Below are 26,813 nucleotides of genomic sequence, written 5' to 3' on the forward strand. Positions count from 1 at the left end.
GCGGTCTTCAGGTGTCGCCGCAGCCAGGAGGAACTGGGGAACGAAACGGCGCCGGGCACCTCGTAACGGGTCTGCCGGGCATGCCGTTCACTGCGGCCTTCACTCAGAGAGCCTAGTCCCACATAGGTCACGCGTCATCTCGGAGGGCACCCGGGTCACGGCCGTCTCGGCACCCGGACGACACCCTCCTGGATGACCGAGATGGCGAGCCGCCCGTCCTGGGTGTAGATGCGGGCCTGGCCGAGGCCCCGGCCGCCGTGCGCGGACGGTGACTCCTGGTCGTACAGCAGCCATTCGTCGGCCCGGAAGGGGCGGTGGAACCACATCGCGTGGTCCAGGGAGGCGCCGACGACGTCCCCGACGGCCCAGCCGCCGCGCCCGTGCGCGAGCAGCACGGAGTCGAGCAGGGTCATGTCGGAGACGTAGGTGGCGAGGACGACGTGCAGCAGGGGTTCGTCGACGGCGCCGCCGAGCTTGCCGTTGGTGCGGAACCACACCTGGGAGTGCGGCTCCCGCGGCTCGCCGTACCGCCCGTACGGCGGCTCGTCCACGTACCTGAGGTCGATCGCCTCGCGCGCCTCCAGGAACCGCTCCACGACGTCGGGGGCGAGGTGGCCGTAGCCGCCCAGGCGCTCCTGGGAGGTCGGCAGCGTCGCCGGATCGGGCGCGGTGGGCATGGGCGCCTGGTGCTCCAGCCCGTCCTCGTACACCTGGAAGGACGCCGACAGGTGGAAGATCGGCTTGCCGTGCTGCACGGCGACCACCCGGCGGGTGGTGAAGGACCGGCCGTCACGGATGCGGTCCACGGTGTACACGATCGGCGCGTCCGGGTCGCCGGGGCGCAGGAAGTACGCGTGCAGGGAGTGGGCGGGCCGGTCCGCGGGGACCGTCCGCCCGGCGGCGACCAGCGCCTGTGCCGCGACCTGCCCGCCGAAGACGCGGGGGACGACGGCGGAGCGGGACCGGCCGCGGAAGATGTTCTCCTCGATCTGCTCCAGGTCGAGCAGATCGAGGAGATCCTGGAGTGCCTGGCTCATGGTGTGCGGTTGTACCGGCCGGTGATCGCGCGCCGGTGTCCGGGGCCTTACAGGCCCATGTCCTTGGCGATGATCGTCTTCATGATCTCGCTGGTACCGCCGTAGATGCGGTTGACGCGGTTGTCCGCGTACAGGCGGGCGATCGGGTACTCGTTCATGTAGCCGTAGCCGCCGTGGAGCTGGAGGCAGCGGTCGATCACGCGGTGGGCGACCTCGGTGCAGAAGAGCTTCGCGGAGGCGGCCTCGGCGGGGGTCAGCTCACCGGCGTCCAGGGCCTCCAGGGCGCGGTCGGCGACCGCCTCGGCGGCGTCCACCTCGGCCTGGCAGGCGGCCAGCTCGAACTTGGTGTTCTGGAAGTGGGCGACCGGCTTGCCGAAGACGGTGCGCTCCTGCACGTAACTCTTGGCGAACCGCACGGCGGCCTTGGCCTGGGCGTAGGCGCCGAAGGCGATGCCCCAGCGCTCGGAGGCCAGGTTGTGGCCGAGGTAGGAGAAGCCCTTGTTCTCCTCGCCGAGCAGGTCCTCGACCGGGACCTTGACGTCGACGAAGGCCAGCTCGGCGGTGTCGGAGGTGCGCAGGCCCAGCTTGTCCAGCTTGCGGCCGATGGAGTAGCCCTCGGACTTGGTGTCCACGGCGAACAGGGAGATGCCGTGGCGGCGGTCCTCGGCGGTCGGCGCGGCGGTGCGGGCGCAGACGATCACCTTGTCGGCGTGCACACCGCCGGTGATGAAGGTCTTGGCGCCGTTGAGGACGTAGTGCGTGCCGTCCTCGGAGAGCTTGGCGGTGGTCTTCATGCCCGCGAGGTCGGAGCCGGTGCCCGGCTCGGTCATCGCGATGGCCCACATCTCCTCGCCGGTGACGAACTTCGGCAGGTAGCGCTTCTTCTGCTCGTCGGTGGCGAGCATCTTGATGTAGGGCAGGGCGAGCAGCACGTGCACGCCGGAGCCGCCGAACTGCACGCCGGCGCGGGCGGTCTCCTCGTAGAGGACGGCCTCGAACTTGTGGGTGTCCAGGCCCGCGCCGCCGAACTCCTCGGGCACGCTGATGCCGAAGATGCCCAGCTCGCCGAGCTTGTAGTAGAAGTCGCGCGGCGCCTGGCCGGCGGCGAACCACTCGTCGTACACCGGCACGACCTCGGCCTCGATGAAGGCGCGGAGGGTCTCCCGGAACGCCTCGTGATCCTCGTTGAACACCGTACGGCGCACGCCGTCACCTCCACGTACCTGACATCGGCATGTCTAAGCGCTTGCTCACTCACCGTACCGGCGAGTACGGAATCCCGTCCAGGGGGGTCCCGCCGTAACGCTCGTCACGCTCCTGTCGCCGACCTGTGTGAACAGCGCGGCCGGGCTACTCCTCGCCCGCCGCCTCGAAGGCGCCCCGCGCCATGCGGTGCAGCAGGGCCGCCGTCGTGCCCCGGCCGGGCAGCGTGCCGGCGCGGCCGAGGTGGGGGGTGGAGTTGAGCAGCCCGAAGACCGAGTGGACGGCCGAGCGGGCGGCCGGTTCGGTCAGGCCCGGGTACACCGCGCGGACCACCTCCACCCACAGCTCCACGTACTGCCGCTGGAGCTGCCGCACCAGCTTGCGGTCGCTGTCCCGCAGGCGGTCCAGCTCGCGGTCGTGCAGGGTGATCAGCGGGCGGTCGTCCAGGGCGAAGTCGATGTGGCCCTCGATCAGGGAGTCGAGGATGCGGGTCGCGGGGACCCCGTCGGCCTCCGCCAGCCGGCGCTTGGCCCCGGTCAGCAACTGCCCGCTGATGCCCACCAGCAGTTCGGCGAGCATCGCGTCCTTGCCCGGGAAGTGCCGGTAGAGGCCGGGGCCGCTGATGCCGACCGCGGCGCCTATCTCGTCGACGCCGACGCCGTGGAACCCGCGCTCGGCGAACAGCCGGGCGGCCTCCTTGAGGATCTGCTCACGGCGGGTGGGGGCGTCGGTTCTGGTGACCATGCCGACAATTCTAGACAGCGAGGTTAGCGGTCGTTAACCTGGTGGCGATGGTTAACGCTCATTAACAGGTTCGATCACCGGTGAGGGGAACCGCAGGATGCAGGAGGCACCGGAGCTTCAGAGCGCGGCAGATCCCGCGTCGGAGGCCTGGCGGGCCAATGAACAGGCGCATCTCGCCCTCGTGGAGGAGCTGCGCGCCAAGCTGGCCGCGGCGGCCCTCGGCGGCGGCGAGAAGGCGCGGGCCCGGCACACCGCGCGCGGCAAGCTGCTGCCCAGGGACAGGGTGGACACGCTGCTCGACCCGGGCTCGCCCTTCCTGGAGCTGGCCCCGCTCGCGGCCGACGGGATGTACGAGGGACAGGCCCCGGCCGCCGGGGTGATCGCCGGGATCGGCCGGGTCAGCGGACGCGAGTGCGTGATCGTCGCGAACGACGCCACGGTCAAGGGCGGCACGTACTACCCGATGACGGTGAAGAAGCACCTGCGCGCCCAGGAGGTGGCCCTCGACAACCGGCTGCCGTGCGTCTACCTGGTCGACTCCGGCGGGGCCTTCCTGCCGATGCAGGACGAGGTCTTCCCGGACCGGGACCACTTCGGGCGGATCTTCTACAACCAGGCCCGGATGTCCGGCGCGGGCATCCCGCAGATCGCGGCCGTGCTCGGCTCCTGCACGGCCGGCGGGGCGTACGTCCCGGCCATGAGCGACGAGGCCGTGATCGTGCGCGGCCAGGGCACGATCTTCCTGGGCGGCCCGCCCCTGGTGAAGGCGGCCACCGGCGAGGTCGTGACGGCGGAGGAGCTGGGCGGCGGCGAGGTCCACTCCCGGGTCTCCGGGGTCACCGACCACCTCGCCGAGGACGACGCGCACGCGCTCAGGACCGTCCGGAACATCGTCGCCACGCTCCCGGTCCGGCAGTCCCCGCCCTGGGAGGTCACGCCCGTCACCGAGCCGAAGGTGGACCCCTACGGGCTCTACGGCGCGGTCCCCGTCGACTCCCGCACCCCCTACGACGTCCGCGAGATCATCGCGCGCGTGGTCGACGGCTCCCGGTTCGCCGAGTTCAAGAGCGAGTTCGGGCAGACCCTGGTCACCGGCTTCGCGCGCGTCCACGGCCACCCGGTCGGGATCGTCGCCAACAACGGCATCCTGTTCTCCGAGTCCGCCCAGAAGGGCGCGCACTTCATCGAGCTGTGCGACCAGCGCGGCATCCCGCTGGTGTTCCTCCAGAACATCTCCGGCTTCATGGTCGGCAAGGACTACGAGGCCGGCGGCATCGCCAAGCACGGCGCCAAGATGGTGACCGCGGTCGCCTGCACGCGCGTGCCGAAGCTGACGGTCGTCGTCGGCGGTTCCTACGGCGCGGGCAACTACTCGATGTGCGGCCGGGCCTACTCGCCCCGCTTCCTGTGGATGTGGCCCAACGCCAAGATCTCCGTCATGGGCGGCGAGCAGGCCGCGTCCGTGCTGGCGACCGTCAAGCGGGACCAGCTGGAGGCGCGCGGGGAGTCCTGGCCCGCCGAGGACGAGGAGGCGTTCAAGGCGCCCGTCCGCGCGCAGTACGAACGCCAGGGCAACGCCTACTACGCCACCGCCCGGCTCTGGGACGACGGCGTGATCGACCCGCTGGAAACCCGTCAGGTGCTGGGCCTCGCCCTGACGGCCTGCGCCAACGCGCCCCTGGGAGACCCCCAGTTCGGCGTCTTCCGGATGTGAGGAGGGGAACCGTGTTCGACACAGTGCTGGTGGCCAACCGGGGCGAGATCGCCGTACGCGTCATCCGTACGCTCCGCTCGCTGGGCGTGCGCTCGGTGGCGGTCTTCTCCGACGCCGACGCCGACGCGCGGCACGTCCGGGAGGCCGACACGGCGGTACGGATCGGTCCGGCGCCGGCCGCCGAGAGCTATCTGTCGGTGGAGCGGCTGCTTCGGGCCGCCGCCCGCACCGGCGCCCAGGCCGTCCACCCCGGCTACGGCTTCCTCGCGGAGAACGCGGGCTTCGCGCGCGCCTGCGAGGAGGCGGGGCTGGTGTTCATCGGCCCGTCGGCGGACGCCATCGCGCTCATGGGCGACAAGATCCGCGCCAAGGAGACGGTGCAGGCGGCCGGGGTGCCGGTGGTGCCGGGCGGCCGGGACCCCGAGCTCGCCGAGGCGGCCCGCGCCCTGGGCGCCCCCGTGCTGCTCAAGCCGTCCGCCGGGGGCGGCGGCAAGGGCATGCGGCTGGTGCGGGACATGACCGTGCTGGAGGAGGAGATCGCCGCCGCCCGCCGCGAGGCCCGCGCCTCCTTCGGCGACGACACCCTGCTGGTGGAGCGGTGGGTCGACCGGCCCCGGCACATCGAGATCCAGGTGCTGGCCGACGGCCACGGCAACGTGGTCCACCTGGGCGAGCGCGAGTGCTCCCTCCAGCGGCGCCACCAGAAGATCATCGAAGAGGCGCCGAGCGTGCTCCTCGACGAGGAGACCCGGGCCGCGATGGGCGAGGCGGCCGTCCAGGCGGCCCGCTCGTGCGGGTACCGGGGCGCGGGCACGGTGGAGTTCATCGTCCCGGGCGGCGACCCTTCGCGGTACTACTTCATGGAGATGAACACCCGCCTCCAGGTGGAGCACCCGGTCACCGAACTCGTCACCGGGCTGGACCTGGTGGAGTGGCAGCTGCGGGTGGCCGCCGGGGAGCCGCTGGGGTTCGCGCAGGAGGACCTGCGGCTGACCGGCCACGCGGTGGAGGCCCGGATCTGCGCGGAGGACCCCGCGCGCGGGTTCCTGCCGTCCGGTGGCACGGTCCTGCTGCTGGGCGAACCGCAGGGCGACGGCGTGCGCACCGACTCCGGGCTCACCGAGGGCACCGAGGTGGGCAGCCTGTACGACCCGATGCTGTCCAAGGTGATCGCGTACGGCGCCGACCGCGAGACGGCGCTCAGGAAGCTCCGCTCGGCGCTCGCGGAGACGGTCACGCTGGGCGTGCAGACCAACGCCGGGTTCCTGCGCCGGCTGCTCGCCCATCCGGCGGTCGCCGCGGGCGAGCTGGACACGGGCCTGGTCGAACGCGTCGTGGACGACCTGGTCTCCACGGACGTGCCCGAGGAGGTCTACGAGGCCGCGGCGGCCGTACGCCTGGAGCGGCTCCAGCCGCGTACGGAGGGCTGGACCGACCCCTTCTCCGTGCCGAGCGGCTGGCGCCTCGGCGGCACCCCGAAGCCGCCCGCCTTCCACCTGCGGGCGCAGGACCCGGTGACGTACTCGCCCCGCGGCACCCACACCGTCAGCGGCGACCGCGTGACCGTCACCCTCGACGGCGTCCGGCACACGTTCCACCGGGCCGGTGACTGGATCGGCCGCGACGGCGACGCCTGGCAGGTGCGCGACCACGACCCGGTGGCCGCGTCGCTGAACCGCGCGGCCCACGCGGGTGCCGACTCGCTCACCGCGCCCATGCCCGGCACGGTGACGGTGGTCAAGGTGGCCGTCGGTGACGAAGTGACCGCCGGGCAGAGCCTGCTGGTGGTGGAGGCGATGAAGATGGAGCACGTCATCTCCGCCCCGCACGCCGGCACGGTCGCCGAGCTGGACGTGACGCCCGGCACGACGGTCGCCATGGACCAGGTGCTGGCCGTCATCGCCCCCAAGGAGGCGGCGGAATGAGCGTCGACGGTCTGCCCATGGTCGTACCGGCCCCGGGGCTGCCCGCGCGGGTGCGGATCCACGAGGTCGGCGCGCGGGACGGGTTGCAGAACGAGAAGACGGCCGTGCCGACGGCGGTGAAGGCGGAGTTCATCCGGCGGCTGGCCGGCGCGGGCCTGACGACGATCGAGGCGACGAGCTTCGTGCACCCCAAGTGGGTGCCCCAGCTCGCGGACGCCGAGGAGCTGTTCCCGCTGGTGAGCGACCTGCCCGGGGCAGCCTTGCCGGTGCTGGTCCCCAACCGGCGCGGCCTGGACCGGGCACTGGCCCTCGGCGCCGAGCGCGTCGCCGTGTTCGCCAGCGCCACCGAGTCCTTCGCGAAGGCCAACCTCAACCGCACGCTGGACGAGTCGCTGGCGGTGTTCGAGCGGGTGGTCCGGCAGGCCAAGGACCAGGGCGCGCACGTGCGCGGCTATGTGTCCATGTGCTTCGGCGACCCGTGGGAGGGCCCGGTGCCGCCGGACCAGGTGGCCCGGGTGTGCACGGCCCTGCGGGACATGGGCTGTGACGAGCTGAGCCTCGGCGACACGATCGGCGTGGCCACGGCCGGTCAGGTGCGCGAGCTGCTCGGCCTGCTGAACGAGCGGGGCGTGCCGACGGAGGTGATCGGCGTGCACTTCCACGACACCTACGGCCAGGCGCTCGCCAACACGCTGGCGGCGCTCCAGCACGGTGTCACCACGGTCGACGCCTCCGCCGGCGGCCTCGGCGGCTGTCCGTACGCCAAGTCCGCCACCGGCAACCTCGCCACCGAAGACCTCGTCTGGATGCTGCACGGGCTCGGCATCGAGACCGGTGTCGACCTCGGCCGTCTGACCGCCACGAGCGTGTGGATGGCCGAACAGCTGGGCCGCCCCAGCCCGTCCCGTACCGTCCGCGCTCTCTCCCACAAGGACCAGTGATCAGCATGGACCACCGTCTCAGCCCCGAGCTGGAGGACCTCCGCCGTACGGTGGAGGAGTTCGCGCACGATGTCGTGGCGCCGAAGATCGGCGACTTCTACGAGCGGCACGAGTTCCCGTACGAGATCGTCCGGGAGATGGGCCGCATGGGCCTGTTCGGGCTGCCGTTCCCGGAGGAGTACGGCGGTATGGGCGGTGACTACCTGGCGCTCGGCATCGCGCTGGAGGAGCTGGCCCGTGTCGACTCGTCGGTGGCCATCACCCTGGAGGCGGGGGTCTCACTGGGCGCGATGCCGCTGCACCTGTTCGGCACGGAGGAGCAGAAGCGCACATGGCTGCCCCGGCTGTGCGCGGGCGAGATCCTGGGCGCGTTCGGCCTCACGGAACCCGACGGCGGCAGCGACGCGGGGGCGACCCGTACGACGGCACGCCTCGACCCGGACACGGACGAGTGGGTGATCAACGGCTCGAAGTGCTTCATCACCAACTCGGGCACGGACATCACGGCACTGGTGACCGTCACCGCCGTCACCGGCCGCAAGCCGGACGGCCGGCCGGAGATCTCGGCGATCATCGTCCCGTCGGGCACGCCGGGCTTCACGGTGGCGGCGCCCTACTCGAAGGTCGGCTGGAACGCGTCGGACACCCGTGAGCTGTCGTTCACCGACGTCCGGGTCCCCGCCGCCAACCTCCTGGGCGAACAGGGCCGGGGCTACGCCCAGTTCCTGCGCATCCTGGACGAGGGCCGCATCGCCATCGCGGCCCTGGCGACGGGCCTGGCCCAGGGCTGTGTGGACGAGTCGGTCAAGTACGCCAAGGAACGCCATGCCTTCGGCAAGCCCATCGGCGCCAACCAGGCGATCCAGTTCAAGATCGCCGACATGGAGATGAAGGCCCACACGGCCCGCCTCGCCTGGCGCGACGCCGCCAGCCGTCTGGTGGCCGGCGAGCCCTTCAAGAAGGAGGCGGCCCTGGCCAAGCTCTACTCCTCCACGGTCGCCGTCGACAACGCCCGCGAGGCCACCCAGATCCACGGCGGCTACGGCTTCATGAACGAGTACCCGGTGGCCCGCATGTGGCGCGACTCCAAGATCCTGGAGATCGGCGAGGGCACGAGCGAGGTCCAGCGGATGCTGATCGCCCGCGAACTGGGCCTGGTGAGCTGACCCGGAGCCCGGCCCACCCGCACGGGACCGGCGGCACCGGCTGCCGGTCCCGTGTCATCGCGCGCTGTCCCCGCCGTCGTCCGCGCGCGAACGCCGGGCCTCGTCCACGACACGCCGCCAGGACCGGATCACTTCGGGCACCTGGTCCAGAAGCCCCTTCAGGGCGGACAGAGCCGCGGACACGACGCCCGCCGTGCCGAGAATCGCCAGGATGATCTGCAGATCCACGCTCGGGTTCCTCCTGCGCCGGAGGGTGGCCGAGCCGAGGGATGACCGCGTACGCGAGGGCAGGTGTCTCAGGCCGACCACCCGGAATACGGATGACCAACTGAGGCCCTGCCGACGTACAGGCCGGGTATGCGGTTGTCGCGATTGACGCGGGGTCGGCTCACGCCGGCCACCACGCCCGAAAGGGACGTCGGACCCATTCCCGTCGCAGCCGGCTGTGCCGACCGTGCGGTGCCGACTGTAGCCGCGCGGACCCCGGCCTGTCCGCCGTACCGCCAACTCCGCGTCCGTCGGCGGTTGTCGGCCAGGCGCACACCGGTCGAACGGGCAGGTACCGCCCCCTGGACATCAGCTGAGGTTAGGCTAACCTACCTTCGAACTTGTCCGGCGGGCGCTTCGCCCCGTTCGAAAGCAGTCATACCCATGCCCCATGCCCGTGTCACCCACCTCACTCGCCGTGGCCTGCTCGCCGCCGGCGGCGCTCTCGGACTCGGCGCCGCGCTCGCCGCCTGCGGGGACGACAAGGGCAAAGACAGCGGCTCCGGCACGGAGGCGAAGGGCGGCACGTCCGGGCCCTGGTCCTTCAAGGACGACCGCGGCACGACCGTGAAGCTGGACAAGGTCCCCGCGAACATCGTCGCGTTCACCGGTGTCGGCGCCGCGCTGTACGACTACGGCATCCAGGTGAAGGGCGTCTTCGGCCCGACGAAGACCACCGCCGGCAAGCCCGATGTCCAGGCCGGTGACATGGACGTCAGCAAGGTGACGGTCCTCGGCAACACCTGGGGCCAGTTCAGCGTCGAGAAGTACGCCTCCCTCGCCCCGGACGTGCTCGTCTCCACGATGTTCGACGGCGCCGGCACCCTCTGGTACGTCCCCGAGGAGTCGAAGAAGAAGATCGCCCAACTGGCCCCCAGCGTCGGCATCTCCGTCTACGACCGCCAGCTCACCGAGCCGCTCCAGCGCATGTGGGACCTCGCCGAGTCGCTCGGCGCGGACATGAAGGCCGCCAAGGTCACCGACGCCAAGAAGCGGTTCGAGGACGCCGCCGCCCGGCTGCGCGCCGCCGCCAAGGCCAAGCCCGGCATCAAGGTGATGGCCGGCAGCGCCAGCGACCAGTTGTTCTACGTCTCCGGCACCAACCTCTCCATCGACCTGGAGTACTTCAAGGCCCTCGGCGTGAACTTCGTGGAGCCGCCGGAGAGCGCCAAGAAGCAGGGCGGCGGCTGGTACGAGTCGCTGAGCTGGGAGAACGTCGACAAGTACCAGGCCGACATCATCATGATGGACGACCGCACCTCGGCCATCCAGCCCGCCGACATCACCAAGGCCACCTGGAAGAAGCTGCCCGCGGTGAAGGCGGGCCAGGTCATCGCCCGCTCCCCCGAGCCGATCCTGTCGTACGACAAGTGCGTGCCGCTGCTGACGAATCTGGCCGAGGCCCTGGAGAAGGCCAAGAAGGTCAGCTGACCCGTAGGTGCCTCTGGCAAAGCCCTGAACCCCCTCTCAGGAGCCACACATGACGACGGCCGTAGCCGCCCCGTTCCGTTTCTTCTCCCTTCAGGTCGCACGGACGAGGCGGCTCGGCCCGTCCCTGGTCCGGGTCACCTTCGGCGGAGCCGATCTGCACGCCTTCCACTCGGACGGGCGCGACCAGTCCCTGTCGCTCTTCCTCCCGCACCCCGGGCAGACCGAACCCGTCGTCCCGCTGGAACTGGGCGAGGGCTGGTGGCAGGGGTGGCGGGAACTCCCGGACGACGTACGGGCGGTGATGCGCTCGTACACGCTCCGGGCACTGCGCCGCGACCCCGACGAGATCGACATCGACTTCGCCCTGCACGGCGTGGAGCCGGGTGCGGCCACGCCCGCCGGCCCCGCCTCCCGCTGGGCCGCCCGTGCCGCCGCCGGTGACCGGGTGCTGCTGCTCGGCCCGGCCGTCGCCGACAACCGGGCGATCCGGTTCCGTCCGCCCGAGGACACCGGTCCCGTCGTGCTGTGCGGCGACGAGACCGCCGTACCCGCCGCGGCCGCGATCCTCGAAGCCCTCCCCGCCGGCACCCGGGCCCGGGCCTGGCTGGAGGTGCCGCACGCCGGTGACGTCCAGGACGTGCGCACGGAGGCGGACGCGGAGATCACATGGCTCGTGCGGCACGGCGGGTCCCCCCTGGCCGTCGACGCCGTACGAGCCACTGCCCTGCCGGACGCCGAGCGGGCCTATGTGTGGATCGCCGGCGAGTCCGGTCGGGTGAAGGCGCTGCGGCGGCACTTCGTCGGTGAGCGCGGGGTGGACCGGCGGCGCGTCACCTTCGTCGGCTACTGGCGGCAGGGGATGACGGAGGAGCAGCTCCGGACCGCCGAACAAACCTGACCCGTCGTGACATCGGCCACGGGTCACGGCATGCCCCGACACGGAAACTTAGGTTAGGCTAACCTAAGTTGATCTCGCACGGACCGTCCCCTCGGAGGACCCCCACATGCGCTCGCACCTGCTCAATGGCCTCACCGCGGAGCACTACCGCAGCTCCGTGACCGAAGGAGTCGAGCGGGTGGCGGCCAAACTCGCCACCACCGACCGTCCGTTCACCGGCGTCACCGTGGACGCCCTCTCTCCCACCATCGACGCGATCGACCTCGACCGCCCGCTGGGCGACACCGTCGCCGTGCTGGACGAACTGGAGGACGTCTACCTCCGGGACGCGGTCTACTTCCACCACCCCCGCTACCTCGCCCACCTCAACTGCCCGGTCGTCATCCCGGCGGTGCTGGCCGAGGCCGTGCTCTCCGCGGTCAACTCCTCACTGGACACCTGGGACCAGTCGGCCGGCGGCACCCTCATCGAGCGCAAGCTCATCGACTGGACGGCCGCCCGCATCGGCCTCGGCCCGGCCGCCGACGGCGTCTTCACCTCCGGCGGCACCCAGTCCAACCTCCAGGCGCTGCTGCTGGCCCGCGAGGAGGCCAAGGGCGACGGCCTGGCGAAACTGCGCGTCTTCGCCTCCGAGGTCAGTCACTTCAGCGTCAGGAAGTCCGCGAAACTGCTCGGGCTCGGGCCGGACGCCGTCGTCACCGTCCCCGTCGACCACGACAAGCGCATGCAGACGGTCGCCCTCGCCCATGAGCTGGAGCGCTGCCGGCAGGACGGCCTGATCCCCATGGCCGTCGTCGCCACCGCCGGCACCACCGACTTCGGCTCCATCGACCCGCTCCCGGAGATCGCCGGGCTGTGCGCCCAGTACGGCGTCTGGATGCACGTCGACGCGGCCTACGGCTGCGGCCTGCTCGCCTCCCTGAAGTACCGGGACCGCGTCGACGGCATCGAGCGCGCCGACTCGGTCACCGTCGACTACCACAAGTCCTTCTTCCAGCCGGTCAGTTCGTCCGCCGTGCTGGTCCGGGACGCGGCCACCCTGCGGCACGCCACCTACCACGCGGAGTACCTCAACCCGCGCCGCATGGTGCTGGAACGCATCCCCAACCAGGTCGACAAGTCCCTCCAGACCACCCGCCGCTTCGACGCCCTCAAGCTGTGGATGACGCTGCGCACGATGGGCGCCGACGGCATCGGGCAGCTCTTCGACGAGGTGTGCGACCTGGCCCGGGAGGGCTGGAAACTGCTCGCGGCCGACCCCCGCTACGACGTCGTCGTCGAGCCCACCCTCTCCACCCTCGTCTTCCGCTACGTCCCGGCGGCCGTCACCGACCCGGCCGAGATCGACCGCGCCAACCTGTACGCCCGCAAGGCCCTGTTCGCCTCCGGTGACGCCGTCGTCGCGGGCACCGAGGTGGGGGGCCGCCACTACCTGAAGTGCACCCTGCTCAACCCCGAGACACAGACGGCGGACATCGCCGCCGTCCTCGATCTGATCGCCGGCCACGCCGAGCAGTACCTGGGAGAGTCCCTTGACCGCGCGTCCTGAAGCCCACGGCAAGACCTACGACTTCGTGGGGATCGGGCTCGGCCCCTTCAACCTCGGACTCGCCTGCCTCACCGAGCCGATCGCCGGACTGGACGGCGTCTTCCTGGAGTCCAAGCCCGACTTCGAGTGGCACGCCGGCATGTTCCTGGACGGCGCCCACCTCCAGACCCCGTTCATGTCGGACCTGGTCACCCTGGCCGACCCGACCTCGCCGTACTCCTTCCTGAACTACCTGAAGGAGAAGGGCAGACTGTACTCGTTCTACATCCGCGAGAACTTCTACCCGCTGCGGGTCGAGTACGACGACTACTGCCGCTGGGCCGCGAACAAGCTGAGCGGCGTCCGCTTCGGCACCACGGTCACCGAGGTGACGTACGAGGACGAGCGGTACACCGTGCGCACCGGCGCCGGGGACACCTACCGGGCCCGGCACCTGGTCCTCGGCACCGGCACGGTCCCCTTCGTCCCGGAGGCATGTCAGGGGCTGGGCGGCGACTTCCTGCACACCTCCCAGTACATGCACCGCAAGGCGGAGCTGCTGGAGAAGCGGTCCATCACGATCGTCGGCAGCGGCCAGAGCGCGGCCGAGATCTACCACGAACTGCTCGCCGGGATCGACGTCCACGGCTACCGGCTCAACTGGGTCACCCGCTCCCCGCGGTTCTTCCCGCTGGAGTACACCAAGCTGACCCTGGAGATGACCTCCCCGGACTACGTCGACTACTTCCGGGCGCTGCCCGAGGAGACCCGCTACCGGCTGGAGAAGCAGCAGAAGGGCCTGTTCAAGGGCATCAACTCGGACCTCATCGACGCGATCTTCGACCTGCTGTACCAGAAGAACGTCGAGAGCGGCGACCGCCCGGTCCCCACCCGGCTGCTCACCAACTCCTCGCTGCGCGCGGCGACGTACCAGGACGGCACGTACACGCTCGGCTTCCACCAGGACGAGCAGGGCAAGGACTTCGAGATCCGCACCGAGGGCCTGGTCCTGGCCACCGGCTACCACTACACCCCGCCGGCCTTCCTCGCCCCGGTCCGCGACCGGCTCCGCTTCGACGGCCGCGGACGCTTCGACGTCGCCCGCAACTACTCCGTCGACGTCACCGGCCGCGGGATCTTCCTCCAGAACGCCGGCGTGCACACCCACAGCATCACCAGCCCCGACCTGGGCATGGGCGCGTACCGGAACGCGTACATCATCCGGGAACTGCTCGGCACGGAGTACTACCCGGTGGAGAAGACCATCGCCTTCCAGGAGTTCGCGGTATGACCGGCACGACCATGACCTTCACGTTCCGTCCCGTCGACCCGCTGACGGACGCCGAGCTGCTGCACTCCTGGGTCACCCACCCCAAGGCGGCCTTCTGGATGATGCAGGACGCGCGGCTGGAGGACGTCGAGCGCGCCTACATGGAGATCGCGGCGGACGAGCACCACGACGCCCTGCTCGGGCTGCGCGACGGCACGCCCGCCTTCCTGACGGAGAGGTACGACCCCGCGCACCGGGAGCTGGCCGGGCTGTACGAGGCGCGGCCGGGCGATGTCGGGATGCACTTCCTGACCCCGGCCACCGACACCCCCGAGCACGGGTTCACCAGGGCCGTCATCACCGCCGTCATGGCCCGTCTCTTCGAGGACCCGGCGGTGCGGCGGGTCGTCGTCGAGCCGGACGTCCGCAACACGGCCGTGCACGCCCTGAACGCGGCCGTCGGGTTCGTGCCCGAGCGGGAGATCGACAAGCCGGAGAAGCGGGCGCTGCTGAGCTTCTGCACCCGCGAGCAGTTCGAGAAGGCGGTGACCGCATGACCCTCGCCGACGCCGTGGCCCATCTGTCCCCCGAGCGCTGGGCGACCGCCAACCGGCTGCTGCTGCGCAAGGCGCTCGCCGAGTTCGCGCACGAGCGGCTGATCACGCCCGAGGAGGACGGCGGCCGGTACGTCGTCCGCAGCGACGACGGGCTCACCACCTACCGGTTCAGCGCCGTGCGCAGGGCCCTGGACCACTGGGAGATCGACGCCGGCTCCCTCACCCGGCACCGCGAGAGCGCCGAACTCCCGTTGTCGGCGCTGGACTTCTTCATCGAGCTGAAGGAGTCGCTGGGACTGAGCGACGAGATCCTGCCGGTCTACCTGGAGGAGATCTCCTCGACCCTCTCGGGCACCTGCTACAAGCTCACCAAGCCCCGCGTGACCTCGGCCGAGCTGGTCGACAGCGGCTTCCAGGCGATAGAGACCGGGATGACCGAGGGCCACCCGTGCTTCGTCGCGAACAACGGGCGGCTCGGCTTCGGTGTCCACGACTACCTGTCGTACGCGCCGGAGACGGCGAGTCCGGTACGGCTGGTGTGGCTGGCCGCGCACCGCTCGCGGGCCGCGTTCACGGCCGGGACCGGGATCGAGTACGAGTCCTTCCTGCGGGACGAGCTCGGCGAGAAGACGGTGGAGCGGTTCCGTGCCGTCCTCACCGACCGGGGCCTGGACCCCGCCGACTACCTGTTCATCCCGGTCCACCCCTGGCAGTGGTGGAACAAGCTCAGCGTCACGTTCGCCGCCGAGGTGGCCCGCCGGCACCTGGTCTGCCTGGGCGAGGGCGACGACGAGTACCTGGCCCAGCAGTCGATCCGCACCTTCTTCAACACCAGCGACCCGCGCAAGCACTATGTGAAGACCGCCCTGTCGGTCCTCAACATGGGGTTCATGCGGGGCCTGTCCGCCGCCTACATGGAGGCGACCCCGGCCATCAACGACTGGCTGGCCCGGCTGATCGACGGCGACCCTGTGCTCAAGGCGACCGGCCTCACGATCATCCGGGAGCGGGCCGCCGTCGGCTACCGGCACCTGGAGTACGAGCGGGCCACCGACCGCTACTCGCCGTACCGCAAGATGCTGGCCGCGCTGTGGCGGGAGAGCCCGGTGCCGTCGCTGCGGGACGGCGAGACCCTCGCCACCATGGCCTCGCTGCTGCACGTGGACGACGAGGGCGCCTCCTTCGCGGGCGCGCTGATCGAACGCTCGGGCCTGGCCCCCACCGAGTGGCTGCGGCGGTACCTGCGGGCCTACTACACCCCGCTGCTGCACAGCTTCTACGCCTACGACCTGGTGTTCATGCCGCACGGCGAGAACACGATCCTGGTGCTGCGGGACGGGGCCGTGCAGCGGGCGGTCTACAAGGACATCGCCGAGGAGATCGCCGTCATGGACCCGGACGCGGCCCTGCCGCCGCAGGTGCGGCGGATCCGTGTCGAGGTCCCCGAGGACACGAAGCTGCTGTCCATCTTCACGGACGTCTTCGACTGCTTCTTCCGCTTCCTCGCCGCCCGCCTCGCCGCCGAGGGCGTCCTGGAGGAGGACGGCTTCTGGCGCACGGTCGCCGAGGTCACCCGCGAGTACCAGGAGGCGAACCCCCAGCTGGCCGGCAGGTTCCGCCAGTACGACGTGTTCGCCCCCGAGTTCGCGCTGTCCTGCCTGAACCGTCTCCAGCTGCGCGACAACAGGCAGATGGTGGACCTCGCCGACCCGTCCGGCGCGCTCCAGCTCGTCGGCACCCTGAAGAACCCGATCGCCGGGTTCTGACGGCGCACGGAGCTGACGGGCACCCCGCGGTACGGTCCTGCGGGGTGCCCGTCGGATGTCGGTCAGCGGGCCGGCCAGGGCACCTGTGGTGAGCGGTAGTAGTGGATGCCGAGGGCGTCCCAGCGGGGGCCCTGGGCCGCCAGCCGGACCCGGTAGGCGTTCCAGTCGTGGGTGGCCGCCGGTGACCAGCCCAGCTCGGCCGCGCCGGCGAGCCGGGGGAACGCCATGTACTCGATCTCGGCGGTGTCCGTCACGTTCTCCGTCCACAGGGGTGCCTCGACGCCCCGGACCGCGGAGGCCGGCGCCCCGGCGAGATAGGCGCCCGGATCCCAGTCGTAGGACCGCTTCACCTCGACCAGGCCCGCCCAGTCCTGACCGGGACCGGTGTCGCGCGTGTACTTCATGTCGAGGTAGGTCCGGTCGGCCGGGGACAGGATCAGGCCCGTGCCGTTCCGGGCGGCCTGGGCGACCTGTGTCTTCTCGGCCGCGCTGGTGTCGTCCAGGCCCCAGTACTGGGCGAGGGCGCCCTTCGCCGGGTGCGCGCCGGTGAGCTGGTGCCAGCCGATGACGGTCTTGCCGTAGCGGGCGACGACCGGCTGCACCCGGTCCATGAACGTCACGTAGTCCGCGTGGCTGGTGGAGTGCGCCTCGTCGCCGCCGATGTGCAGATAGCGGCCGGGGGTGAGGGCGGCCAGCTCCCGGACGACGTCGTCCACGAAGTCGTAGGTGGCCTTCTCGGACACGCACAGCGAGCTGAAGCCGACCTCGGTCCCGGTGTACAGCGGGGGTGCCACGCCGTCGCAGTTGAGCCGCGCGTAGGAGGCGAGGGCCGCGTTGGTGTGGCCGGGCATGTCGATCTCGGGCACGACCTCCAGGTAGCGGGAGGCCGCGTACCGCACGATCTCCCGGTAGTCGGCCTTGGTGTAGTGGCCGCCCGGGCCGCCGCCGACCTGGGTGGAGCCGCCGTAGGAGGCCAGGCGCGGCCAGGAGTCGACCGCGATGCGCCAGCCCTGGTCGTCGCTGAGGTGCAGATGCAGCTCGTTGACCTTGTAGAGCGCCAACTGGTCGATGTACCGCTTCACTTGGGCAACCGTGAAGAAGTGCCGGGAGACGTCGAGCATGGCGCCCCGGTAGGCGTAGCGGGGACGGTCCCGCACGGTGCCGCCGGCGACCGGCCAGGGACCGGGCTGGACGGTCTTCTTCTCGACGGCCGCCGGGAGGAGCTGGCGCAGGGTCTGGACGCCGTGGAAGAGGCCGGCGGGGGTGCGCGCGGTGAGGGTGACACCGCTCGCGCCGCTGTGCAGCCGGTAGCCCTCGGCGCCGAAGTCGCCCCGCGTCAGGCTGAGTCGGATGCCGCCGGTGCCGTGGTCGGTGACCGGCAGCGGATAGCCGGTGGCCGGGCGCAGCAGTGCGGCCAGGTAGCCGCCGACGCGGCGGACCTCGGCCGATCCGTCGACGCGGACCCGGGTGTCCCGGGTGATGCGGTACGGCGTTCCGCCGGGCGTGACCGAGGCGGGGGCCGGGACCACCCGGTCCAGGGGGGTCGGGGCGGCGGCCTGCGCCGTGTGGTCCGCGCCGAGGGTGGCGACGCCGGCCGCCGCGAGCAGCAGCAGGGAACCGAGGACGTGGGTCAGGCGGGGAGTCGTGCTGTGGTTCCGTCTCACAAGCGCTCCCTTCGGAAGGGGGTGACCGTCAGACTTGGTCGAGACCACTGTCCCGCAGATCGGGTGGAACAATCCCCGCATGGCGGAAATCATCCAGAAGGACGGTACTTGGGCCTTCGACGGGGACGCCCTGCGCCTCACCCCGGGCCGGGACAAGAACGTGGGCCTGCTCCGCCGCGAGCTGGGCGAACTCATCGTACCGCTCGGCGCGTTGGCCGGTGTCTCCTTCGAACAGGGCCGGAAGTCGGGGCGGCTCAGGCTGCGGCTGCGCGCCGGCGCCGACCCGCTGCTGCACGCCACCGGTGGCCGGCTCGCCGAGCCGCACGACCCGTACCGGCTGACGGTGGAGCCCGACCGCTACGGCGTCGCCGAGTACGTCGCCGACGAGGTGCGCGACGCCCTGCTGCTGGACGGGGTGTCGCCGGAGCCGGTCGACGGGTACCTGCTGCCGGGCCCGTCCGTGCCGGTGTCCGCCTCGGCCGGGGACGGCACGGCGGGCTTCGACGGGGAGCGCGTGCGGCTGGAGTGGAACTGGAAGACCGAGGAGGCCAAGGCCGCCGCCGGGCCGCGCACGATCCCCCTCGCGGACATCACCGGCGTCGAGTGGCAGCCGGCGGTCGGCCTGGAGAACGGGCACCTGCGGTTCCTGGTGCGCGGCGCCCCGGTCGCCGCACCGCCCAAGTACGACCCGAACGCGGTCGAGCTGTGGGGCTTCAAGAGGGATCCGCTGATGGCCCTGGTCGCGGCGGCGGTGCAGGCGCGCCTGCCGCATCCCTCGGCGGCGGAGCCGGACGTGCGGCAGGTCGCGCCCCCGCCGGCCGGCGAGCCCGCCGGGGACGACCACGACGTGCTGCTGCGCCGGCTGCGCGAGCTGGGTGAGCTGCACCGCGACGGGGTGCTGACGGACGAGGAGTTCGCCCTGGCCAAGCGGGCGGTCCTCAAGCGCCTGTGAGGAAGGCGCCGGCGATAGAAGCGCCGGTGGGGACCGCCCGCTCGCCCGGGGCCTACTTGGCCGTGCGGGACACCGTGAAGTGGTCGATGCGGTCGCCGGTCTCGGCGATGCCCGACACCGTCAGCGTGGTCTGCCGGCCCTTCGGCGCGGGGGCGACGTCCACGCGCAGGAAGGAGTAGTTGAGGTAACGCACCCGGGACCAGGTGACGGTCTCGTTGACCTTGCCGTCCTTGGTGTTGACGAACGAGGCCACGGAGTCGGTCTCGTGCTCGTGCCCCTCGTAGGAGTCCGGCGCGGAGAACGCGTACAGGCTGCGGCCGGCGGCGCCCGCGGTGACGTAGACCACGCCGTCGGTCTCGGGGTAGGCCGTGCCGCCGATCGGCAGCTTCTTGGTGACCTTGCCCGCCTTGATGACGTCGGTGCGCTCGTACTGGTGGTTGTGGCCGTTGATGACCAGGTCCACCGTGTACTTCTCGAACAGCGGCACCCACTCCTGGCGCACTCCCCCCTCCGAGGCGTGCGCGGTGGAGGTGCAGTAGGCGCAGTGGTGGAAGAAGACGACGATGAAGTCGACGTCCTTGGCGGCGCGGAACTTCTTCAGCCGGCCTTCCAGCCACGTGGTCTGGGTTCCTCCGGATATGCCCAGGTTCGCCGGGATCTCGAAGGAGACGTCGTTGGCGTCGAGCGAGATGACCGCCGTGTTGCCGTAGACGAAGGAGTAGACGCCCGGCAGGTTCTTCTTGTCGGGGCCGTTGTCCGGGAGGGTCCAGCGGGCCTCCTCGCCGCCGTAGCCGTTGGGCGAGTACCAGGCCTCCATGTCGTGGTTGCCGTACGCGGGCATCCACGGGATCTGCTTGGCGACCGACTCGGTCTGGGCGAGGAAGGAGTCCCAGGTGCGCGAGTCGAAGCCGGTGTCGGCGGTCTTGCCGGCGCCGGCCGGGTCGGCGTAGGCGATGTCGCCGGCGTGCAGGTGGAAGGCCGGGTTCTGACCGAGGAGCAGGCTGTTGTTGGCCAGGCCGTGGTAGCCGACGCCCTCGTCGCCGAAGGCGGTGAAGGTGAACGGCGCCTTGTGGGCGGGGGCGGTGGTGAACGTGCCGACCGTGCCCAGCAGGTGCGGCTCGGCCGGGTCGAAGCCCTCGTGGCCGACGCCGTAGTAGTAGGTCTTGCCGGGGCGCAGGTGGGTCAGCTTGGCGTGCAGGTAGTACTGGGTGTGGTCGCCGCTCGCGCCGACACCGGCCGGGGTGTAGAGGGTGCGGACCTCGGCGTCGATCTTGCGCGAGAGGTCCCAGGGGTGGGCGCCGACGCGGATGAACGGCTTCTTGACGGCGACCGGGACCTGCCAGGAGACGGTGATCTCGGTGCGCGGGTCGTTGCCCCAGGCCAGGTGGCGGCCGAAGGGGGCGACGAGGGCGCCGTCGACGTGCTGGGCGGCGGGGGCGGTTTGCCTGGTCGGCACGGCCGCCTGGGCGGTGGCGCCCGGCACGAACGCGCCACCCGCCACGGCGCCCAGCGTGACCGCGCCGCCCCTGATCATGGTGCGCCGCGAGAATCTGGCGCGCAGGTACTCATGCTGCTCGGCCATGCTCATGCGCGCGGCCAGCTTCTCGGGTACTCCCATACGAGGAATGTCCATGACGTCTGAAACTCGTCTGTTCGGGCAACGAGTCGCAGGACGCGGGATGGACAGCTCGCGAACAGAGCCCCATAAGAGTTTCAACAGCCGCTTGCCCGGAATCGGGCACGATTCTTGCGAAACGGGCTCCGGTACTCCAGGATCTACCGGGTGCACGACGAACTTCTTGATCACCTGACGCGGTCCACGCCCCTCAGCCGGGGCGAGGCGCTGCGTGTGGTCCAGGACGTGCTCGCCTACTTCGACGAGACGATCCAGGAGTTCGTCCGCCGCCGCCACCGCGAACTCCAGGCCCAGGGCCTGGTGAACGCGGAGATCTTCGAACGGATCGGGGCGGACCTGAAGTACCGGGCGGTGGCGCCGCCGGAGCTGACGCTCAGGCAGCTGCGCCGCATGGTCTACGGCTGAAACCAGCCGGAACCCGGCCGGCGGCAGCCCGGCCCAGCGACAGCCAAGGGATACCTCTATACATGTGCGGAATCGTCGGATACATCGGGAAGCGTGACGTCGCTCCTCTCCTCCTGGAGGGCCTCCAGCGCCTGGAGTACCGCGGCTACGACTCCGCGGGCGTCGTCGTCACCTCCCCGAAGACGCCCGGCCTGAAGATGGTCAAGGCCAAGGGCCGGGTGCGCGACCTGGAGGCCAAGGTCCCGGCGCGCTTCAAGGGCACCACCGGCATCGCCCACACCCGCTGGGCCACCCACGGCGCTCCGTCCGACGTCAACGCCCACCCGCACATGTCGGCCGACAACAAGGTCGCCGTCGTCCACAACGGCATCATCGACAACGCCGCCGACCTGCGCCGCAAGCTGGAGGCCGACGGCGTCGAGTTCCTCTCCGAGACCGACACCGAGGTCCTCACCCACCTGATCGCCCGCTCGCAGGCCGAGAAGCTGGAGGACAAGGTCCGCGAGGCCCTGCGGGTGGTCGAGGGCACGTACGGCATCGCGGTCATGCACGCCGACTTCTCCGACCGCGTCGTGGTGGCCCGCAACGGCTCCCCGGTCGTCCTCGGCATCGGCGAGAAGGAGATGTTCGTCGCGTCGGACATCGCCGCCCTGGTCGCCCACACCCGGCAGATAGTGACGCTGGACGACGGCGAGATGGCCACCCTCAAGGCCGACGACTTCCGCACGTACACCACCGAGGGCACCCGCACCTCGGCCGAGCCGACCACCGTGGAGTGGGAGGCGGCCTCCTACGACATGGGCGGCCACGACACCTACATGCACAAGGAGATCCACGAGCAGGCCGACGCCGTGGACCGCGTGCTGCGCGGCCGCATCGACGACCGCTTCTCCACCGTGCACCTGGGCGGCCTCAACCTGGACGCCCGCGAGGCCCGGCAGATCCGCCGCGTGAAGATCCTCGGCTGCGGCACCTCGTACCACGCGGGCATGATCGGCGCCCAGATGATCGAGGAGCTGGCCCGCATCCCCGCCGACGCCGAGCCCGCCTCCGAGTTCCGCTACCGCAACGCGGTCGTCGACCCCGACACCCTGTACATCGCGGTCTCCCAGTCCGGTGAGACGTACGACGTCCTGGCCGCCGTGCAGGAGCTGAAGCGCAAGGGCGCCCGGGTCCTCGGCGTGGTCAACGTCGTCGGCTCGGCGATCGCCCGCGAGGCCGACGGCGGCATCTACGTCCACGCGGGCCCCGAGGTCTGCGTGGTCTCCACGAAGTGCTTCACCAACACCACGGTCGCCTTCGCGCTGCTCGCCCTGCACCTCGGCCGCACCCGCGACCTCTCGGTCCGCGACGGCAAGCGGATCATCGAGGGCCTGCGCAAGCTGCCCCAGCAGATCACCGAGATCCTGGACCAGGAGGAGGAGATCAAGAAGCTGGCGGAGAGCTACGCCGACGCCCGCTCGATGCTCTTCATCGGCCGCGTCCGGGGCTACCCGGTGGCCCGCGAGGCCTCCCTGAAGCTCAAGGAGGTCTCCTACATCCACGCCGAGGCCTACCCCGCCTCCGAGCTGAAGCACGGCCCGCTGGCCCTCATCGAGCCGGCCCTGCCCACGGTCGCGATCGTCCCCGACGACGACCTGCTGGAGAAGAACCGCGCGGCCCTGGAGGAGATCAAGGCCCGCGAGGGCAAGATCCTGGCGGTCGCCCACCAGCACCAGGAGAAGGCGGACCAGACGATCCTCGTCCCGAAGAACGAGGACGAGCTGGACCCGATCCTGATGGGCATCCCCCTCCAGCTCCTGGCGTACCACACGGCGAAGGCCCTGGGCCGGGACATAGACAAGCCGCGGAACCTCGCCAAGTCGGTGACGGTCGAGTAGCGGACAGAACGGACCCCCACGTGTGCCACCTTGCACGTGGGGGTCCTTTCCGTGCTGCTCGATCTCAGCCGGCGGCCGTCACCCCCCGGCCCGCAGCAGAGCGGTATATGCCCTTCACAAGGGCACGAACCACCTCTACGCACGAGTAGTTTCGCGCCGCACGAAGGAAGTTGACGAAGCGTGAGACGTCAGGGGATGACGATCACGGGCCGCTGCGCCCGCTTGGCGAGCCGCCCCGCGACCGAGCCGAAGATCCGGCCGACGATGCCGTGCGTGGAGCCGACCACGATCGCGTCGGCCTCGTACTCGCGGCCGACCTCTTCGAGTTCGTGACAGATGTCCCCGCCCCGCTCGACCAGGATCCACGGGACCTCGGCCAGGTAGTCCGCGCAGGCCAGCTCCAGGCCCAGGACCTCCGTGCGGTGGTCCGGGACGTCCACGAAGACGGGCGGCTCGCAGCCGGCCCACACCGTGGTGGGCAGCCGGTTGGCGACGTGCACGATGATCAGACCGGAACGGGAACGGTGGGCCATGCCGATCGCGTAGGCGAGGGCGCGCTCACTGGAGGTGGAGCCGTCGAAGCCGACGACGACTCCGTGCCGGAAGGCGGGGTCGCAGGACGGGCGTGACTCCGCCGCCGCCAGGGGATCGGCCGCCGTGGGGTCGGCGACCGGCCGCTTGCGGTCCGCGGGTTCGGAGAATTCGTGACCGGCCATGGCTGTCTCGGCGTTGTGATCCTTCATGGGAGGGACGACAGTGTGCTGCGGAAGCGTGCTGCGGAGCTGTGTCCGGGAAACATCTTCCCAAGCCCATACCCCCAAGGGTACGGCCGCACGCCTCCTGAGCCCAGATCCCGCGCACGCTCCGTGAGCGGTCCCCGACGTCCGTAGGGGTTCACCGGAGCATGCACGAGCCGCGCCCGCAGCGCAATGGTCGCTGCCCCGTACAGGCGGTTTGCACGGGATTCACAGATGCGCGTTCGGTGACCGACCGGTCGAACGGACGTTGAACCGGGGTGAGCCACCGCCACAGGGAGTACGAGATGCCCGGAGCCCGACCCCGCCGCGACCCGCGCCCCGCACCGGACAGTGCGAGCGATGTGATCCGCTGGGCCGTCTTCAGCTGCGTGCTCGTGCCCGTGGTCCTCCTCTGGTACGGCACCTCGCTGGCCGGCGCCACGGGCACCGCGCTGGGCCTCGCCGCCGTCACGGCGGCCTGCCGGGTGCTGCTGCGCCGTTCCGAGCGGTGCGCCGAGCGTTGCGCCGCGCAAAGAGGCGGACGTCACACCCGGGAGCAGACACCGGTCGACTGACCTGTTTCCGCGCCTGCGAGCGCTGCTTTTCAGCCAACTTCTGGATATCGACCAGGAGGGGTCCGAACCACCCCCCAACCCCCGTTCCACCTGCACGGAAAGGGTCTACGGGCCGCTGTGCACCCTACGCGGTTTGGCCACTGCGACAAGGCGCACTTCCCTGCACGCCTCGCGAGTGCAACGCTTCGTGATCGAATGCTTCACGCCAAGTTGTCATGTCGACAATGTGCCGCGTGTGGAACTGGTCACCGCGCGATCGCGGGAGCCAGTAGATTCGATCTTGACTGTCTTACGGCGGGGGACTCGTGCAGGACCGAGGGGAAACGTGCAGGAGCGACACAACCGAGGAGCCGCGACCACCGAGGGGGGCTTAGCAGTATGAGCCACGACTCCACTGCCTCGCCGGACGCCGCAGCCCGGAAACTGTCCGGGCGACGCCGCAAGGAGATCGTCGCGGTGCTGCTGTTCAGCGGCGGCCCCATCTTCGAGAGTTCCATTCCGCTGTCGGTGTTCGGGATCGACCGCCAGGACGCCGGCGTGCCGCGCTACCGCCTTCTGGTGTGTGCCGGCGAGGAAGGCCCGCTGCGGACCACAGGGGGCCTGGAACTCACCGCGCCGCATGGGCTGGAGGCGATCTCACGCGCCGGGACGGTCGTCGTACCGGCCTGGCGTTCGATCACCTCGCCGCCGCCGGAGGAAGCACTGGACGCGCTGCGCCGGGCCCACGAGGAGGGCGCCCGCATCGTCGGGCTGTGCACGGGCGCGTTCGTGCTCGCGGCGGCCGGACTGCTGGACGGCCGCCCGGCGACCACGCACTGGATGTACGCGCCGACGCTGGCCAAGCGCTATCCGTCGGTGCACGTCGATCCACGCGAGCTGTTCGTCGACGACGGCGACGTGCTGACGAGCGCGGGTACGGCGGCCGGAATCGATCTCTGTCTCCACATCGTGCGGACGGACCACGGCAACGAGGCGGCCGGAGCGCTCGCCCGGCGCCTGGTGGTCCCGCCGCGCCGGTCGGGCGGCCAGGAGCGCTATCTCGACCGGTCTTTACCGGAGGAGATCGGCGCCGACCCGCTCGCCGAGGTCGTCGCCTGGGCGCTGGAACACCTCCACGAGCAGTTCGACGTGGAGACGCTGGCGGCACGCGCCTACATGAGCCGCCGTACGTTCGACCGTCGGTTCCGCTCGCTGACGGGCAGCGCGCCGCTCCAGTGGCTGATCACACAGCGCGTGCTCCAGGCCCAGCGTCTGCTGGAGACGTCGGACTACTCCGTGGACGAGGTGGCGGGCCGGTGCGGGTTCCGCTCGCCGGTGGCCCTGCGCGGCCACTTCCGCCGCCAGCTCGGCTCGTCCCCCGCCGCCTACCGGGCCGCCTACCGGGCCCGCCGGCCGCAGGGCGACAAGCCGGGTGAGGCGGAGGCGGCCGTGCCGCCGTCCGGCCAGCAGGGCGCGCCCTCGGGTCTGCCCGGTCCCGGCCCGGTGAACCCGGCCCCCCTGCTCCACGAGCACCGGGACAGCGGGGTGCCCCTCCAGAGCCGCCGCGCCACGGCGGGCGCGGTGGGCCTGCTGCCGGGTCCGCGCAGCGGTAACTGAGTGCGACGGGAAGGGGGCGGGAGCATCCCGCCCCCTTCCCGCGCGGAACACGGGGGGCACGCAAAAGCTCAGGCCCGCCTTAGGGTGGTCGCATGAACGATCGCATGGTGTGGATCGACTGCGAGATGACCGGCCTCTCGCTGTCCGACGACGCTCTCATCGAGGTGGCCGCCCTCGTCACCGACTCCGAGCTGAACGTACTCGGCGAGGGGGTGGACATCGTCATCCGCCCGCCGGACCGGGCGCTGGAGACGATGCCGGAGGTGGTGCGTCAGATGCACACCGCGTCCGGGCTGCTCGCCGAGCTGGAGAACGGCACGACCCTTGAGGACGCCGAGGAGCAGGTCCTCGCCTACGTCCGGGAGCACGTGAAGGAGCCCGGCAAGGCCCCGCTGTGCGGCAACTCGGTCGGCACCGACCGCGGCTTCCTCCTGCGGGACATGCCGACCCTGGAGGACTACCTCCACTACCGTATCGTCGACGTCTCCTCGATCAAGGAGCTGGCCCGCCGCTGGTACCCGCGGGCGTACTTCAACAGTCCGGAGAAGAACGGCAACCACCGGGCCCTCGCCGACATCCGCGAGTCGATCGCCGAGCTGCGCTACTACCGCGAGGCCATCTTCGTGCCGCAGCCCGGACCGGACTCCGACACCGCGAAGGCGATCGCCGCCAAGCACGTCCTGCCCGCTCGGTAGCCGCCACGGGGGGCCGCGCGAAAACGTGTGCGCGAGCACCCCTTCGGACCCTGTAGACTTCTTCTCGGCCGGTCGGGGAAAACACTCCTCGGACAGCCGGTCATGGTGGGTGTAGCTCAGCTGGTAGAGCACCTGGTTGTGGTCCAGGATGCCGCGGGTTCGAGTCCCGTCACTCACCCTGAGTAATCAGCCGGTGACTCCGTCGCAAGACGGGTCACCGGCTGTT

The 26,813-nt window shown here is 70.9% G+C and carries 23 protein-coding genes and 1 tRNA gene; 17 read left to right on the forward strand and 7 right to left on the reverse strand.

The features are described from left to right. Positions 1-155: 155 nt before the first annotated feature. The 3 genes from IE273_RS02815 to IE273_RS02825 form a co-directional block, all read right to left on the reverse strand. Positions 156-1,037, reverse strand: coding sequence for an acyl-CoA thioesterase (locus tag IE273_RS02815; protein WP_189813501.1), 882 nt, complete (start codon positions 1,035-1,037; stop codon positions 156-158). Positions 1,038-1,084: 47 nt separating this feature from the next. Beyond that, positions 1,085-2,242, reverse strand: coding sequence for an acyl-CoA dehydrogenase family protein (locus tag IE273_RS02820; protein ID WP_014672877.1), 1,158 nt, complete (start codon positions 2,240-2,242; stop codon positions 1,085-1,087). Between the two features lie 145 nt (positions 2,243-2,387). After that, positions 2,388-2,984: an SACE_7040 family transcriptional regulator gene (locus IE273_RS02825; protein ID WP_189813502.1), complete on the reverse strand. Its 597-nt coding sequence runs from the start codon at positions 2,982-2,984 to the stop codon at positions 2,388-2,390. Between the two features lie 97 nt (positions 2,985-3,081). Between IE273_RS02825 and IE273_RS02830 the strand changes: the two genes are divergently transcribed. The 4 genes from IE273_RS02830 to IE273_RS02845 are packed head-to-tail and all read left to right on the forward strand — an operon-like array spanning position 3,082 to position 8,730. Next, the gene (locus IE273_RS02830; protein ID WP_189813503.1) at positions 3,082-4,698 is read left to right on the forward strand and encodes a carboxyl transferase domain-containing protein; all 1,617 of its coding nucleotides are present in this window, start codon (positions 3,082-3,084) and stop codon (positions 4,696-4,698) included. Positions 4,699-4,709: 11 nt separating this feature from the next. Continuing rightward, positions 4,710-6,623, forward strand: coding sequence for an acetyl/propionyl/methylcrotonyl-CoA carboxylase subunit alpha (locus IE273_RS02835; protein WP_189813504.1), 1,914 nt, complete (start codon positions 4,710-4,712; stop codon positions 6,621-6,623). After that, a complete protein-coding gene (locus tag IE273_RS02840; RefSeq protein ID WP_189813505.1) occupies positions 6,620-7,564 on the forward strand; it encodes a hydroxymethylglutaryl-CoA lyase in 945 nt (314 codons plus the stop codon). Before IE273_RS02835 ends, IE273_RS02840 begins: the two co-directional genes overlap by 4 nt. A gap of 5 nt (positions 7,565-7,569) precedes the next feature. Continuing rightward, on the forward strand, positions 7,570-8,730 hold the full coding sequence (locus IE273_RS02845; RefSeq protein WP_189813506.1) for an acyl-CoA dehydrogenase family protein: 1,161 nt from the start codon (positions 7,570-7,572) through the stop codon (positions 8,728-8,730). Positions 8,731-8,784: 54 nt separating this feature from the next. Here IE273_RS02845 and IE273_RS02850 read toward each other — a convergent pair whose 3' ends face one another. Then, on the reverse strand, positions 8,785-8,958 hold the full coding sequence (locus tag IE273_RS02850) for a hypothetical protein (RefSeq protein ID WP_189813507.1): 174 nt from the start codon (positions 8,956-8,958) through the stop codon (positions 8,785-8,787). A gap of 423 nt (positions 8,959-9,381) precedes the next feature. Between IE273_RS02850 and IE273_RS02855 the strand changes: the two genes are divergently transcribed. The 6 genes from IE273_RS02855 to IE273_RS02880 all read left to right on the forward strand — a co-directional run bounded on the left by IE273_RS02855 (position 9,382) and on the right by IE273_RS02880 (position 16,447). Continuing rightward, complete coding sequence (locus IE273_RS02855; protein ID WP_189813508.1) at positions 9,382-10,428, forward strand: ABC transporter substrate-binding protein; 1,047 nt, start codon at positions 9,382-9,384, stop codon at positions 10,426-10,428. Positions 10,429-10,477: 49 nt separating this feature from the next. After that, positions 10,478-11,326 carry a siderophore-interacting protein gene (locus IE273_RS02860; protein ID WP_189813509.1) on the forward strand — a complete coding sequence of 283 codons (849 nt, stop codon included), beginning with the start codon at positions 10,478-10,480 and terminating at the stop codon, positions 11,324-11,326. Positions 11,327-11,432: 106 nt separating this feature from the next. Then, positions 11,433-12,875: a lysine decarboxylase DesA gene (gene desA / locus IE273_RS02865; protein ID WP_189813510.1), complete on the forward strand. Its 1,443-nt coding sequence runs from the start codon at positions 11,433-11,435 to the stop codon at positions 12,873-12,875. Then, entirely contained in the window at positions 12,859-14,145 is a 1,287-nt protein-coding gene (locus IE273_RS02870; protein WP_189813511.1) for a lysine N(6)-hydroxylase/L-ornithine N(5)-oxygenase family protein, read from the forward strand. The genes desA and IE273_RS02870 overlap by 17 nt, the downstream gene beginning before the upstream one ends. Beyond that, positions 14,142-14,681 carry a GNAT family N-acetyltransferase gene (locus tag IE273_RS02875; RefSeq protein WP_189813512.1) on the forward strand — a complete coding sequence of 180 codons (540 nt, stop codon included), beginning with the start codon at positions 14,142-14,144 and terminating at the stop codon, positions 14,679-14,681. The genes IE273_RS02870 and IE273_RS02875 overlap by 4 nt, the downstream gene beginning before the upstream one ends. Beyond that, complete coding sequence (locus IE273_RS02880) at positions 14,678-16,447, forward strand: IucA/IucC family protein (RefSeq protein ID WP_189813513.1); 1,770 nt, start codon at positions 14,678-14,680, stop codon at positions 16,445-16,447. Before IE273_RS02875 ends, IE273_RS02880 begins: the two co-directional genes overlap by 4 nt. A 62-nt stretch (positions 16,448-16,509) precedes the next feature. On the opposite strand, the gene IE273_RS02885 is transcribed toward IE273_RS02880, so the two are convergent. Further along, on the reverse strand, positions 16,510-18,111 hold the full coding sequence (locus IE273_RS02885; RefSeq protein WP_189813514.1) for a beta-N-acetylhexosaminidase: 1,602 nt from the start codon (positions 18,109-18,111) through the stop codon (positions 16,510-16,512). Between the two features lie 79 nt (positions 18,112-18,190). On the opposite strand from IE273_RS02885, the gene IE273_RS02890 reads away from it, so the two are divergent. Continuing rightward, positions 18,191-19,063: a DUF4429 domain-containing protein gene (locus IE273_RS02890; protein WP_189813515.1), complete on the forward strand. Its 873-nt coding sequence runs from the start codon at positions 18,191-18,193 to the stop codon at positions 19,061-19,063. Positions 19,064-19,115: 52 nt separating this feature from the next. On the opposite strand, the gene IE273_RS02895 is transcribed toward IE273_RS02890, so the two are convergent. Then, the gene (locus IE273_RS02895) at positions 19,116-20,681 is read right to left on the reverse strand and encodes a purple acid phosphatase family protein (RefSeq protein WP_189813516.1); all 1,566 of its coding nucleotides are present in this window, start codon (positions 20,679-20,681) and stop codon (positions 19,116-19,118) included. Positions 20,682-20,846: 165 nt separating this feature from the next. Here IE273_RS02895 and IE273_RS02900 point away from each other — a divergent pair, with 165 nt between their 5' ends. Further along, on the forward strand, positions 20,847-21,104 hold the full coding sequence (locus tag IE273_RS02900; protein WP_171155966.1) for a hypothetical protein: 258 nt from the start codon (positions 20,847-20,849) through the stop codon (positions 21,102-21,104). Between the two features lie 62 nt (positions 21,105-21,166). Then, complete coding sequence (gene glmS, locus IE273_RS02905; RefSeq protein WP_189813517.1) at positions 21,167-22,984, forward strand: glutamine--fructose-6-phosphate transaminase (isomerizing); 1,818 nt, start codon at positions 21,167-21,169, stop codon at positions 22,982-22,984. Between the two features lie 188 nt (positions 22,985-23,172). On the opposite strand, the gene IE273_RS02910 is transcribed toward glmS, so the two are convergent. Beyond that, entirely contained in the window at positions 23,173-23,700 is a 528-nt protein-coding gene (locus tag IE273_RS02910; RefSeq protein WP_030983483.1) for a universal stress protein, read from the reverse strand. A 326-nt stretch (positions 23,701-24,026) separates the two neighbouring features. On the opposite strand from IE273_RS02910, the gene IE273_RS02915 reads away from it, so the two are divergent. The 4 genes from IE273_RS02915 to IE273_RS02930 all read left to right on the forward strand — a co-directional run bounded on the left by IE273_RS02915 (position 24,027) and on the right by IE273_RS02930 (position 26,765). Next, positions 24,027-24,296, forward strand: coding sequence for a hypothetical protein (locus IE273_RS02915; RefSeq protein ID WP_189813518.1), 270 nt, complete (start codon positions 24,027-24,029; stop codon positions 24,294-24,296). 378 nt (positions 24,297-24,674) lie between these two features. Next, the gene (locus IE273_RS02920) at positions 24,675-25,892 is read left to right on the forward strand and encodes a helix-turn-helix domain-containing protein (protein WP_189813519.1); all 1,218 of its coding nucleotides are present in this window, start codon (positions 24,675-24,677) and stop codon (positions 25,890-25,892) included. 92 nt (positions 25,893-25,984) lie between these two features. Continuing rightward, entirely contained in the window at positions 25,985-26,587 is a 603-nt protein-coding gene (orn, locus tag IE273_RS02925) for an oligoribonuclease (RefSeq protein ID WP_189813520.1), read from the forward strand. A gap of 105 nt (positions 26,588-26,692) precedes the next feature. Then, positions 26,693-26,765, forward strand: a tRNA-His gene (locus IE273_RS02930). Positions 26,766-26,813 lie beyond the last annotated feature (48 nt).

This window comes from Streptomyces olivaceoviridis, assembly GCF_014650115.1.
Taxonomy (GTDB): Bacteria; Actinomycetota; Actinomycetes; order Streptomycetales; family Streptomycetaceae; genus Streptomyces; species Streptomyces olivaceoviridis.

What these genes read in the sequence shown, in the direction of transcription:
- IE273_RS02815 (WP_189813501.1), bottom strand. Translation starts at nt 1,037, where the DNA reads ATGAGCCAGGCACTCCAGGATCTCCTCGATCTGCTCGACCTGGAGCAG.
- IE273_RS02825 (WP_189813502.1), bottom strand. Translation starts at nt 2,984, where the DNA reads ATGGTCACCAGAACCGACGCCCCCACCCGCCGTGAGCAGATCCTCAAG.
- IE273_RS02830 (WP_189813503.1), top strand. Translation starts at nt 3,082, where the DNA reads ATGCAGGAGGCACCGGAGCTTCAGAGCGCGGCAGATCCCGCGTCGGAG.
- IE273_RS02840 (WP_189813505.1), top strand. Translation starts at nt 6,620, where the DNA reads ATGAGCGTCGACGGTCTGCCCATGGTCGTACCGGCCCCGGGGCTGCCC.
- IE273_RS02845 (WP_189813506.1), top strand. Translation starts at nt 7,570, where the DNA reads ATGGACCACCGTCTCAGCCCCGAGCTGGAGGACCTCCGCCGTACGGTG.
- IE273_RS02855 (WP_189813508.1), top strand. Translation starts at nt 9,382, where the DNA reads ATGCCCCATGCCCGTGTCACCCACCTCACTCGCCGTGGCCTGCTCGCC.
- IE273_RS02860 (WP_189813509.1), top strand. Translation starts at nt 10,478, where the DNA reads ATGACGACGGCCGTAGCCGCCCCGTTCCGTTTCTTCTCCCTTCAGGTC.
- desA (WP_189813510.1), top strand. Translation starts at nt 11,433, where the DNA reads ATGCGCTCGCACCTGCTCAATGGCCTCACCGCGGAGCACTACCGCAGC.
- IE273_RS02875 (WP_189813512.1), top strand. Translation starts at nt 14,142, where the DNA reads ATGACCGGCACGACCATGACCTTCACGTTCCGTCCCGTCGACCCGCTG.
- IE273_RS02880 (WP_189813513.1), top strand. Translation starts at nt 14,678, where the DNA reads ATGACCCTCGCCGACGCCGTGGCCCATCTGTCCCCCGAGCGCTGGGCG.
- IE273_RS02890 (WP_189813515.1), top strand. Translation starts at nt 18,191, where the DNA reads ATGGCGGAAATCATCCAGAAGGACGGTACTTGGGCCTTCGACGGGGAC.
- IE273_RS02895 (WP_189813516.1), bottom strand. Translation starts at nt 20,681, where the DNA reads ATGGGAGTACCCGAGAAGCTGGCCGCGCGCATGAGCATGGCCGAGCAG.
- glmS (WP_189813517.1), top strand. Translation starts at nt 21,167, where the DNA reads ATGTGCGGAATCGTCGGATACATCGGGAAGCGTGACGTCGCTCCTCTC.
- IE273_RS02910 (WP_030983483.1), bottom strand. Translation starts at nt 23,700, where the DNA reads ATGGCCGGTCACGAATTCTCCGAACCCGCGGACCGCAAGCGGCCGGTC.
- IE273_RS02915 (WP_189813518.1), top strand. Translation starts at nt 24,027, where the DNA reads ATGCCCGGAGCCCGACCCCGCCGCGACCCGCGCCCCGCACCGGACAGT.
- IE273_RS02920 (WP_189813519.1), top strand. Translation starts at nt 24,675, where the DNA reads ATGAGCCACGACTCCACTGCCTCGCCGGACGCCGCAGCCCGGAAACTG.
- orn (WP_189813520.1), top strand. Translation starts at nt 25,985, where the DNA reads ATGAACGATCGCATGGTGTGGATCGACTGCGAGATGACCGGCCTCTCG.